Annotated in this window: 9 protein-coding genes, 1 tRNA gene, 2 rRNA genes and 1 pseudogene (1 of these 13 cut by a window edge); 8 read left to right on the top strand and 5 right to left on the bottom strand. The window is 58.0% G+C overall.

Annotation, left to right across the window (positions count from 1 at the left end; translation table 11 throughout):
* From ACTG20_RS03050 to ACTG20_RS03065, 4 genes are all read left to right on the top strand, one after another.
* Positions 1-973, top strand: a 23S ribosomal RNA gene (locus ACTG20_RS03050); it begins 1,917 nt to the left of the window's first position.
* 120 nt (positions 974-1,093) lie between these two features.
* Positions 1,094-1,208 (top strand): 5S ribosomal RNA (gene rrf / locus ACTG20_RS03055).
* A 94-nt stretch (positions 1,209-1,302) separates the two neighbouring features.
* A tRNA-Asp gene (locus ACTG20_RS03060) sits at positions 1,303-1,379 on the top strand.
* Positions 1,380-1,964: 585 nt separating this feature from the next.
* Positions 1,965-3,917, top strand: a complete 1,953-nt coding sequence (locus tag ACTG20_RS03065) for a ligand-gated channel protein (protein ID WP_194495696.1) — start codon at positions 1,965-1,967, stop codon at positions 3,915-3,917.
* A gap of 67 nt (positions 3,918-3,984) precedes the next feature.
* Here ACTG20_RS03065 and ACTG20_RS03070 read toward each other — a convergent pair whose 3' ends face one another.
* The 3 genes and pseudogenes from ACTG20_RS03070 to ACTG20_RS03080 all read right to left on the bottom strand — a co-directional run bounded on the left by ACTG20_RS03070 (position 3,985) and on the right by ACTG20_RS03080 (position 7,630).
* On the bottom strand, positions 3,985-5,373 hold the full coding sequence (locus ACTG20_RS03070; RefSeq protein ID WP_194495695.1) for a transporter substrate-binding domain-containing diguanylate cyclase: 1,389 nt from the start codon (positions 5,371-5,373) through the stop codon (positions 3,985-3,987).
* Positions 5,374-5,513: 140 nt separating this feature from the next.
* A pseudogene (locus tag ACTG20_RS03075) lies at positions 5,514-6,874 on the bottom strand (ATP-binding protein).
* Between the two features lie 33 nt (positions 6,875-6,907).
* The gene (locus ACTG20_RS03080; protein WP_088868240.1) at positions 6,908-7,630 is read right to left on the bottom strand and encodes a response regulator; all 723 of its coding nucleotides are present in this window, start codon (positions 7,628-7,630) and stop codon (positions 6,908-6,910) included.
* 199 nt (positions 7,631-7,829) lie between these two features.
* On the opposite strand from ACTG20_RS03080, the gene ACTG20_RS03085 reads away from it, so the two are divergent.
* A complete protein-coding gene (locus tag ACTG20_RS03085) occupies positions 7,830-8,180 on the top strand; it encodes a hypothetical protein (protein WP_005336531.1) in 351 nt (116 codons plus the stop codon).
* A gap of 178 nt (positions 8,181-8,358) precedes the next feature.
* Here the strand turns inward: ACTG20_RS03085 and ACTG20_RS03090 are convergent, their stop codons facing one another.
* Positions 8,359-8,778: a hypothetical protein gene (locus ACTG20_RS03090; protein WP_194495694.1), complete on the bottom strand. Its 420-nt coding sequence runs from the start codon at positions 8,776-8,778 to the stop codon at positions 8,359-8,361.
* A 99-nt stretch (positions 8,779-8,877) separates the two neighbouring features.
* Positions 8,878-9,792: a LysR family transcriptional regulator gene (locus ACTG20_RS03095; RefSeq protein ID WP_194495693.1), complete on the bottom strand. Its 915-nt coding sequence runs from the start codon at positions 9,790-9,792 to the stop codon at positions 8,878-8,880.
* Between the two features lie 258 nt (positions 9,793-10,050).
* On the opposite strand from ACTG20_RS03095, the gene ACTG20_RS03100 reads away from it, so the two are divergent.
* The 3 genes from ACTG20_RS03100 to ACTG20_RS03110 are packed head-to-tail and all read left to right on the top strand — an operon-like array spanning position 10,051 to position 11,532.
* Entirely contained in the window at positions 10,051-10,383 is a 333-nt protein-coding gene (locus ACTG20_RS03100; RefSeq protein ID WP_013723379.1) for a hypothetical protein, read from the top strand.
* Positions 10,384-10,413: 30 nt separating this feature from the next.
* The gene (locus tag ACTG20_RS03105; protein WP_005336514.1) at positions 10,414-11,100 is read left to right on the top strand and encodes a pirin family protein; all 687 of its coding nucleotides are present in this window, start codon (positions 10,414-10,416) and stop codon (positions 11,098-11,100) included.
* A 39-nt stretch (positions 11,101-11,139) separates the two neighbouring features.
* Positions 11,140-11,532, top strand: a complete 393-nt coding sequence (locus ACTG20_RS03110) for a DoxX family protein (RefSeq protein WP_128834449.1) — start codon at positions 11,140-11,142, stop codon at positions 11,530-11,532.
* The last annotated feature ends 36 nt before the right edge of the window (positions 11,533-11,568 follow it).

Here is an 11,568-nt window from a genome sequence, read left to right on the forward strand (position 1 = left end):
GCGAAATTCCTTGTCGGGTAAGTTCCGACCTGCACGAATGGTGTAACCATGGCCATGCTGTCTCCACCCGAGACTCAGTGAAATCGAATTCGCCGTGAAGATGCGGTGTACCCGCGGCTAGACGGAAAGACCCCGTGAACCTTTACTACAGCTTGGCACTGAACATTGAACCTACATGTGTAGGATAGGTGGGAGGCTTTGAAGGCGTGACGCCAGTTGCGCTGGAGCCGTCCTTGAAATACCACCCTTGTATGTTTGATGTTCTAACGCAGGGCCCTGAATCGGGCTCGCGGACAGTGCCTGGTGGGTAGTTTGACTGGGGCGGTCTCCTCCCAAAGAGTAACGGAGGAGCACGAAGGTTGGCTAATCCTGGTCGGACATCAGGAGGTTAGTGCAATGGCATAAGCCAGCTTAACTGCGAGACGGACAGGTCGAGCAGGTACGAAAGTAGGTCATAGTGATCCGGTGGTTCTGAATGGAAGGGCCATCGCTCAACGGATAAAAGGTACTCCGGGGATAACAGGCTGATACCGCCCAAGAGTTCATATCGACGGCGGTGTTTGGCACCTCGATGTCGGCTCATCACATCCTGGGGCTGAAGTCGGTCCCAAGGGTATGGCTGTTCGCCATTTAAAGTGGTACGCGAGCTGGGTTCAGAACGTCGTGAGACAGTTCGGTCCCTATCTGCCGTGGGCGTTGGATGATTGAAGGGAGTTGCTCCTAGTACGAGAGGACCGGAGTGAACGAACCTCTGGTGTTCGGGTTGTCACGCCAGTGGCACTGCCCGGTAGCTAAGTTCGGAATCGATAACCGCTGAAAGCATCTAAGCGGGAAGCGAGCCCTGAGATGAGTCATCCCTGACCCCTTGAGGGTCCTAAAGGGCCGTTGGAGACCACAACGTTGATAGGTGGGGTGTGTAAGCGCAGTGATGTGTTGAGCTAACCCATACTAATTACCCGTGAGGCTTAACCATACAACACCCAAGAAGTGTTCTAAGGCTTGTAGCAAATAGAACGAACTACTCAAATTCAGTGATAGTGACAAGCCAAGCGCAACATCACTACTCACGTCAGCTTTCTAGATTAAGAATTTGCCTGGCGGCCATAGCGCCGTGGAACCACCTGATCCCATGCCGAACTCAGAAGTGAAACGCGGTAGCGCCGATGGTAGTGTGGCATTCGCCATGCGAGAGTAGGACACTGCCAGGCACCCAATTAAACGGTGATGTGAAATCACATGACCGGCTGCGAGGATGACACCTCAGAAGAAGCAGCAAAGATTTAGCGAAAGCTAACCGAATGCGGAGCGGTAGTTCAGTCGGTTAGAATACCGGCCTGTCACGCCGGGGGTCGCGGGTTCGAGTCCCGTCCGCTCCGCCACTAATTTGAAGGCCTTCCCTGATGGGAAGGCCTTTTTGCTATGGGCTGTTTTTGCCAATTGACCCCGATGGTTGCACACCGGAACCAACACAAAGCCCGGCTTCATGACCGGGTTTTGGTATTTTTAGCCTGCTGGTGAGCTGCCGACATCCCACCACGATGCCAATACCTTCCCCTATTGGCGTTCTTGCTACTGTTTCCACCTCTGTATCGCAGCACATCCCATCTTGGCGATATTGTTCCGCTGCGAGCTGATAGAGCTTGAGGATTAAATCAGGTCATCTTGCAACGGTACGTCATCGCTTCCGCTTGTTTGTTTAATTCCCGTGTTTGTTTATGGATTTATTCCATTAAAACAGTCTCTTATCAAGAACGAGCTGTTTTGTAGCAGGAATACCACACGGGATAAATGATAATCATTATTGTTTGAATGATCCGGTCGGGGTCGTTACAATGCGGGCTGATTAATAAAGTGCTTTTCAAATGAGCCTTTTCTAGCACTGCGTCTGGCCGGATGCCAGGGCGTTGTAATGAGTGAAGTAAGGGAATACGTCACCTTCCTACTAATAATGTTCAGGCTAAAACATGACAATTTTGAAACCGAACAAGCTTGCCTTGCTGATCTGCTCCCTTCTTACGACCCAGGCCTATGCTGCCGAACAAGAGGTGATGGTCGTCACCGCTTCCGGCTTCCAGCAGAAGATTGAAGACTCAGCTGCCTCCATCTCTGTGATTACCCGTGAGCAGCTGGAAAAGCGGGCCTATCGCGATGTGACCGATGCCCTGAAGGATGTGCCCGGTGTTGTGGTGACCGGCGGTGGCAGCAGCAGTGATATCAGCATTCGCGGTATGGGGTCGAAATACACTCTGATGCTTGTTGATGGCAAGAAGGTGGATAGCCGTGGCACTCGCCCGAACAGCGATGGTCCGGGTATCGAGCAGGGCTGGTTGCCGCCACTGCAGGCGATTGAGCGCATTGAGGTCGTCCGTGGCCCCATGTCATCCCGTTATGGTTCCGATGCCATGGGGGGCGTGATTAACGTGATTACCCGCAAGACCACCGGTCTGGCTTGGCAGGGCTCGGTTCATGCTGATTCTACCTTCCAGGAGAACAAGGATGCTGGCAACAGTTTCCAGACCGATGCCTATACCGCAGGTTCACTGATCGATGGCGTGTTGGGGCTGCGTTTCAATGGTCAGCTCGCACATCGTGGTGAAGACAAATTTATCCAGGGTTTTGCCGAGCAGGAGACTCGCAGTGGCACGGCCGTGCTCAGCTTCAAGCCTGATGATCATAACCGCTTCGATCTGGAAGCCAGTCGTAGTCTGCAGGATCGGGATCGCACGGTCGGCAATTCGCTGGCTGCTAAGGCGAAAGATAGCCTTAACCGATACGAGCGCACCAACTATGCGCTGACCCATGATGGCCAGTATGATTTCGGCTCTTCCAGCAGCTATCTGCAGCAGGAGACCAACACCAACCCCGGCCGCAAGATGGAGCTCACCAACACCATCGCCGACACCCATACCCAGTTTATTCTGGGTGATCACTACCTGAGTGTCGGTGGTCAGTATCGCTATGAGGATCTGCACGATCAGGGCAATACCCTGAAAGTGGCCAACCCTGCCGAGCAGCTGACCCGCTGGAGCTGGGCGATGTTTGTCGAGGATGAGTGGTCACTCACTGACAGCTTTGCCCTGACCGGTGGCGCACGCATGGATCGGGATCAGAACTACGGTTCTCACTGGAGCCCTCGCCTCTACGGAGTTTGGCATCTGGATGACAGTTGGACCTTGAAAGGAGGCGTCTCGACCGGTTACCGCTCTCCTGACTTGCGGATGTCAGCGGCCAACTGGGGTCAGGTCACCGGTGGTGGTAGCCTGGATGGCATGCTGGTCGGTAACCCTGATCTCAAACCCGAGACCAGCGTGAGTGAAGAGATCGGCCTGCTGTGGAATGGTCATCAGGGCTTCAACGCCGGAGTGACCCTGTTCAACACCGACTTCAAGAACAAGATCTCCGAAGTGCGTCGTTGCACCAGCAAGAGCGATCCCGCCTGTACCCTCAATGGTCACAGCTATGACTTCATCAGTGATCGGGTCAACGTCGACAAGGCGAACATGCGCGGTGTCGAGGGGATGATGGATTGGGCCATCAATGAGGATTGGTCGGTCAGCTCCAGCTACACCTTTACCCAGTCCGAGCAGAAGAGTGGTCCACTGGCGGGTCATGCCCTCAACCAGATGCCCCGTCACATGTTCAACGGCAGTGTTGACTGGCAAACCACCGAGGATCTCAGCCTCTGGTCACGGGTCAACTTCCGTGGCGAGACCTCCGAATACCTGAGCCGGGTCAAGATGGCGGAGGGGACTCCTTCCTACACCTTCTTTGACATGGGCCTGGTCTACAAAGCCAACAAGCATCTGGATCTGACCGCCGGGGTCTACAACCTGTTCGACAAGACGGTGGATTACAGCAGCTATGGCACTGTGCTGGATGGTCGCCGCTATAACCTGGGCGTGACTTACAACTTCTAATAGGGAACCTGTCATGCGGCCGCCATCTTCCGATGGCGGCCGTTTTTATTGCACGTCTGTCAGGGGGCTATGCCTGATAGGGGGCTGCTTGCCAGGTATTGCGCCCCAGTCCCTTGGCCTGATACATGAGGGCGTCAGCCTGCCGCAATAGATGGTCAGCATCTGCTTCTCTGTTTGCTGCTACCCAGACTGCACCTGTGCTGATGGATAGTGTCACTACACTATTGTTGGTGTACAGGGTTTGTTGATTGCACTCCTGACAGAGGCGTTTGGCCCACTGCTCTGTCTCGGCCAGTGTGGCCAGCGGCAGCAGCAGGCAAAACTCCTCGCCGCCGATGCGAGCCAGCAGAGCCTCTTCGGGCAACAGGTTGGTCACAGTCGTGGCCAGCTTTTCCAGCAACAGATCCCCGATGCCATGACCAAAGCGGTCATTGGTCTCCTTGAAGTGATCCACATCGAACAGCAACAGAGCACAGGGCTCCCCGCTTGCCAGTCGTTGCTCCATGGCGGGCATGAATGCCCGTCGGTTGAGCAGGCCGGTCAGGGGGTCGGTACTGGCCAGTTTCTCCAGTCTGGCGTTGGCGCGGCTCAGCTCGGCGGTGCGGCTGGCGACGGCGCGGCGCAGTTGCACTATGTAGGCCACCATGATCAACACCCCGGCAAGCAGTAGCCAGGGACCGAGATGGATGGGGTAGACGGTTTCGACATGCATCCATTTGCGGATGATCCGCTCCCGATCGCTCTCTTTGAGCTTGGCGAAGCCCTCTTCCAGCCGGTGTAACAGGGCAAGGTCGCCCTTTCTCACTGCAAAGCGGATCTGGTCGGTATAGAGGTGGCGAACCGGAATAAAGCGGGTGGGATCGTCGGAGGTATAGATGTAGAAGTTGGCGACCTGCAGATCGGCGATAAAGGCTTTTATGTCGCCCCGAAAGGCCGCCGCCAGCAGGGTGTCATTGTCATTGAAGGTCTGCAGTCTGGTGCCGGGGAAGTAGCGTCTGGCGTAATACTCCTCGTAGCCACCGGCAACCACTCCGACCGTTTCATGGAGCAGGTAGTAATGTACATCGGTGCCGCGCAATTCGCTCGAGAAGAAGAGCTGGGAGTCGAGCTGGGCGAGAGGCCGGCCATAGTCGAACAGCTTGTCCCGCTCCGGTGACCAGAGCAGTCCGGCGTGAACATCCGCTTTCCCCTCATGGAGCAGGTCGAGGGAGCCTTGCCAGTCGACCAGCCTGAACTCGATCTTCTGGCCGGTCACCCGGGCATATTCACGCCATAAATCGATCAGCAGGCCATCCGGCTGGCCCGACTCATTGATATAGGAGAAGGGCTGCCAGGCTTTGGAGTTGGTAATGATGATCGGCTCTTCCGGGGCTTTGGCCCATGCAGGCAGGGCAAGGGCGAGCAGCAGGAGCCCCCACCCGATACTGACTATGACTCCTGTCCTGGAAGAGGCCATCCTTGCTCCAATCCGTTGCCGTATACCGTCCCGTGGTCACCGATTATCACCGTCTTTCTGCTCGAAGAACAAGCGCTCAAATGATGAAGTTTGCATGATGCAAACGGCGACATGACAAGGCTGGCGGATAGAGTGACTACTTACAGCGGCAGGCTGATCCGCGCCTCCAGTCCCCCCTGTGGCCGATTGAGCAGGGTCAGCTCGCCGCCGTGCTGATGGACCAGGGTGCGGGCGATGGAGAGGCCCAGCCCGACACTGCCCGACTCGGTGTTGCGCGCTTCATCGAGCCGCACGAAGGGTTTGAACACATCCTCGAGCCGCGCCGGATCGATCCCCGGTCCGTTGTCGCAGACCCGGATCAACAGCTCCTCCTTGCGCCGCTCCAGCGACACTTCGGCGCTGCCGGCATATTTGATGGCGTTGCCGATCAGGTTCTGCAGCACCCGGCGCAGGGTGTTGGCCCGACAGGCGTAGACCTCTTTGCCCTCCGCCAGACAGGTGACCGGCTGGCCGGTATCGGCATAGTCATCGCACAGGCTGACCAGCAGGCTGACCAGATCCAGCTCGCGGGTAGCCTCCTGCTGCCCCTCCTCGCGAGCAAAGCTGAGGGTCGCGGCCAGCATCTGCTCCATCTGTTGCAGGGTCTGCTGGATCCGCTCCTTGTCCTCGCCATCGGCCAGAAACTCGGTGCGCAGCCGCAGGCTGGTGATGGGGGTACGCAGATCGTGGGAGATGGCCGCCAGCATCCGGGTTCTGTCCTGCACGAAGCGGTCGAGCCGGGTGTGCATCCGGTTGAAGGCCTGAATCGATTCGCGGATCTCGGTCGGCCCCTCCTCTTTCAAGGGCTCGATATCCTCGCCCCGTCCGAGCCGCTCCGCATTGCCTGCCAGCTGCTTGAGCGGGCGGGTGGCGCGGCGAAACAGCAGCACCATCAGCCCGATCACCAGACTGGCGACCAGCATCAGGTTGAGGGTGGTCTGCCACGACCAGCTGCCTGCCTCCTTGTCGACCAGCGAGCTGAACTGCAGCCAGCCCCCCTGCGGTAGTTCGATGGAGCCATAGAGCCGCATATCCCGCGGTGGGGGCGGTCCCTTGCGATCCCGCATCATGCGAGCATGATGTTCCCACGCCTTGCTGCGCTGAGTATCCTCTTTCAGCTCGGCACTGATCTCGACGGTGAGGCCGGGGGGGTAGTTGAGGCGCGAGCGCACCAGCTGCTCGAAGCGGGGGCTGCGGTTATCCGGTTGCAGCGGTTCGTCGGAGAGGCGCAGCAGCAGGGTCTCGCTGCGGCTCGCCTTGAGGATCTCGTCATAGAGGGACGGGGGGAGAGGGAAAGCAGCCTGACCACAGAGATGATCCGCTGCATGGCGTTGCGGCTGTTGACGAAGCCGAGCGCCTCCTCCCGATCCGTGCGGTAGATCTGGATACTGAGCAGCTGGATCAGGATCAACCCCGCCAGCGCCACCAGAATGATTTGGCCGGTCAGCCCCTTGGGCCACATCCGTGCCCACAGTCGTCGCAAGGTGCCCACTGCTTAAACCTGCGTCACGTCGGCGGAGAACATATAACCACCACCCCAGATGGTCTTGATCAGCTCCGGATTCTTGGGATCCCGCTCCAGCTTGCGGCGCAGGCGGCTCACCAGAGTATCGATGGCGCGATCGAAGGCTACCGCCTCGCGGCCACGGGCCAGATCCAGCAGTTGATCCCGGCTCAGCACTCGCTGCGGGCGTTCGAGAAACACCTTGAGCAGATCGAACTCGGCGGTGGAGAGGCTCAGGCCCACCCCATCCTCATCGACCAGCTCCCGGCGATTGACGTCGAGCAGCCAGCGATCGAAGCGCAGATCCCGGGTCAGGGTCTCGGCGGCGGGTTGGGTCTCGGCCTGGGTGCGGCGCATCACCGCCTTGATGCGCGCCAGCAGCTCGCGCGGATTGAAAGGCTTGGCCAGATAGTCGTCGGCCCCCATCTCCAATCCGATGATGCGGTCGGTCTCTTCCCCCATGGCAGTGAGCATGATGATGGGCAGGTTCGATTTGACCCGCAGCTCGCGGCAGAGGGTCAGACCATCTTCACCCGGCATCATCAGATCCAGCACCAGCAGGTCGAACTCCCGCTCTTCCAGCAGTCGCTTCATCTCCTTGCCATCCCGGGCGCAGCTGACCCGCAGGCCGTGCTGTTCCAGAAAGCGCTTCAACAGATCGCGGATCTCGCTGTGGTCGTCGACCACCAGAATGTGGGTGCTGCCCTGATTCATGAATACCTCCCCTGCTTGGCGTTGGCACGAGTATACGAAAATCCGCCCGGCGGTTTGTGTCAAAGTGTGCCAGATCCGCACGATGCCACACTCTGCTACAAAAAAGGGCGATGCTGGCAAAGTTCAGACACCGACAGGGTGTTTACTTGAGGGCAAGGCAAGAGCGCCGAACCAGAATCATCCCTACAGGAGATAGACCATGAAAAAGCTGACCAAAACCCTGCTGACCGCCACCCTGATCCTTGGCCTGCCGCTGGGCGCCTATGCAGCCAGTGAAGCAGCCCCCACTGGCCAGTCCGGTGCCATGGTGGATTGCCCGATGGACGGTGGTGGCATGATGGGTGGCAAACACCACGGTGGTCGCCACGACAAGATGGCCCGCATGCAGAACATGACCCCGGAGCAGATCCAGGCCAACCTGCAGCAACGTTATGACCGCATTGAAGATCCGGCAAAGAAGGCGGAGTTCATCAAGAAGCTCAACGAGCGTGCCGCCGGTATGACCAAGCACGCCGAAGCGATGAAGCAGTTCGCCGAAGCGAACCAGTAACAGCGACTGCTGTTATCAACCCAAGGGTGGCCGAGGCCACCCTTTTTGCGTTTACTACGTTGAGCAGCAGATTGGTTGAACGCTGGTGATTGCCAATAAAAGAGGGGAGCCTGATGCTCCCCCCTCTTGCTATCTGTGTCGGTGCGAGTGTGCAGCCCACTCCACCGGACGAGCGAACTTAGCCCTGAGCCTTGTCGGTCAGCTCTACTTTCTTGACGGTTTCGCCTTCGAACTTGATGACCACGTTTTTCTTGGCGGCGTCGGTATCTTTCAGCAGGGTTGTGGTTGTCTCTGCCAGCAGCGGAGAGGCCTTCTTCAGGGCATCCAGGTCATAGGTCCATACTTCCAGACCGGATTCAGTCTTGGTGGTGGCAGGAGCGCCCAGCTTCTCTTTAATAGCCTGCTTGTTGGAGCCGCCTTCCTTGATATCCAGTGCCTTCTTGATGGCTTCGTTGGATGCACTGTCCATGGCACCGGATACGGCAGTGCTGGCCGCATCCTTGACACTGCTGGTGACGCTGTCGGTCAGCGAATCCATCAGGCCGGCATTGGCAAACAGGGGCAGGGTGGTGAGGGCAACCAGCAAACTCTTTTTCATTTTCTACAGCTTCCATGGGTTCAATGAGGCGGCTATGAAATCAGCAAAGATATTGGGCGTCAAGTGAGGCATGCAATTAACATTTCTGTTAACTGGATCTCATTTCTCACCAGCCGCAAACAGTTTTGGTATTTCCCGCACCAGCCAGCTTTTGGCCTTGCCCATGGTGTCTCGCCGCCAGGCCAGCACGACCTGGATCTGATGGCGATATTCGGGGCTGATCACCTTGAGCCGACCTGCTTTGATGTCCTCCTCAATCCAGCTCTGTGGCATGGTGCCGACCCCGATCCCTGCCAACAGGGCATCCCGTTTCTCCGTCATGGTGCTGACAGTGAGGCGCGGCTGCTTGTCCAGCAGGCGGTAGGTGAGAACCGGTTTGCGCAGGGCTGTGTCGGCCACCGCGATGGCGCGGTAGCGGCGCAGGGTCTCGTCGGCCAAGGGTTCGGGCTCCTGATGCAGCGGATGATCGGGATGGGCGACGTAGAGCATCACCTCGTCCTTGATCACCTGATGCTTGATGCCGGTCATCATGATGTCCGGATTGATGGAGGAGATAAGCAGGTCGGCGCGGCCATCTTCCAGACACTCCCAGCTACCCGCCAGCACCTCGGCCCGCAGTCGCAGTCGGGTATCGGTCTGCTCGGCCAGCTTCTCCACCAAGGGGTAGAGGGCCTGCACCGGGACCAGCGCATCGACGGCGACTGTGATGTCGGTCTCCCAGCCACGGGCCAGCGCCCGGGTCTCGCCTACCAGATGCTCGGCTGCCTCCAGCAGCACCCGGCCGCGCTCCAGCAGCATGCGTCCGGCCGGGGTGAACTTGGTGCGGTGGCCGCTGCGGTCAAACAGCATGGCATCCAGTTCGTCTTCCAGCTTCTGCACCGTATAGCTCAATGCCGAGGGCACCTTGCCCAGCTCGTCGGCCGCCGCCGCAAAGCTGCCGCGGCGGTCGATGGCGTCCAGCACCCGGATTGCCTCCAGGGTCAGCGCCCGCTCCTTGTTCGATTCCTTGGCCATTCCTTACCTTCAATTTTTTTGAATATGTTTGCCAGTTTATCTCGCTAACAAGTTAGGTCATGTCACTTTAATATTCAATCAACGCTTAGGCAGGAACGTCGAGCGGCCAAATATGCGGGTAGTTCCGCACTGTGACACACCAAATCGGTCTGTCTGATGTCGGTGAAAGAACAACACACTATTTGAATAACCTCTTGCATGGATGCATTGATTCTGGCCGAAAAGGCCTTGGCAATGACATATAAAACAAGAGAGTGAATGAACATGAAAAACGTAATCAAGATGCTGGCCGTTGCAGGCCTGATGACCACAGGTTTCGCCCAAGCTTCCGTACCGGCTGACTTCAATGCCATGCCCGGTGTGCTGTTTGTGAACTGGAACGCCACTGCCGCAATGGATGGCAAAGCCAATCCGATGCTGGAAGTGCGTGACGAGTCTGGCGATCTGCTGGCATCAGTCCACGCCAATCTGACAGGCACCCAGCAGGTGCGGATCCCGAGCCGCACCCAGGGCAACCTGACCGTCAGCCTGGCTGACCAGAGCAGCGAATACCGTATTCCGTTCGGTATCGGTAGCGGCAAACAGCGTTAATCAACCGTCTCGGTAGGTGAGGAACAGACCATGATGCAATTGAGAGCCGCAGAAGCGCGGGGCAAGGCCAACTTTGGCTGGCTGGACGCGCGCCACAGTTTCTCCTTCGGTCACTACTATGACCCGGAGTGGATGGGGCACTCGGTGCTGCGGGTGATCAATCAGGATCTGGTTGCGCCGGGTGGCGGATTCGCCACCCATCCTCACGCCAATATGGAGATCCTCACCTGCGTGCTGCAAGGCACCATAGAGCACAAGGACAGCCTCGGCCATGCCGAGCAGATCCCGGCAGGGGATTTCCAGCTGATGAGCGCAGGCAGCGGGATCCGCCACAGCGAGTACAACCCCTCGCAGACGGATCCTCTCTCCCTGTTGCAGATCTGGATCGAGCCGAACGAGTTCGGCACGCCACCCGGATATCAGCAGAAGAAGATCGAGTCCAGACCGGGCATGACGCTGGTGGCGTCACCGGATGGTGAGGCAGGATCGCTGCGGATCCGCCAACAGGCCCGCGTATGGCGGCTGGAACTGGCCCCGGGCGAGACGCTCGAATGGGCACTGGCTGGCCGACACGGTTACCTGCAGATGATTTCAGGGGAGTTGACCGCAAACGGTCTGGCTGCCCGACCCGGCGACGGGGTACTCAGTCGTGATGAATACCGGTGGGAGCTGGTTGCGACCAGTGCCAGCCAAGCTCTGTTATTTGACCTACCCTGAAGCAGTCAGCGGTGATGTGACACAAACGAGGAATATGAAATGGACAAGATGAAAGATGTAGCGCTGCTGGCGGGTCGTGTACTGCTGGCGCTGATGTTCGTAATGGCGGGCTGGAGCAAGATCGGCGGTTACGCAGGTACTCAAGGCTATATGGAAGCGATGGGGGTGCCGGGCTTTATCCTGCCGCTGGTGATCCTGCTTGAGCTGGGTGGTGGCCTCGCCATCATGCTGGGCCTCTTTACCCGCAGCCTGTCGGTGCTGATGGCCGGTTTCACCCTGATGGCCGCCTTTATTTTCCACTACCAGCCTGCCGAACAGATGCAGATGCTGATGTTTATGAAGAACGTCTCCGTCGCCGGTGGTTTCCTGGCGCTGGCGGCAGCCGGAGCAGGGGCTTTCAGTGTGGATGCCCGTCTCGGCAAAAACTGGTAACAGCCAGTCAGTTTGAGTTTTCCAATGCCTTTTGGC

It is taken from the genome of Aeromonas sp. 84A, from assembly GCF_051919345.1.
GTDB classification, from domain to species: Bacteria; Pseudomonadota; Gammaproteobacteria; order Enterobacterales; family Aeromonadaceae; genus Aeromonas; species Aeromonas veronii.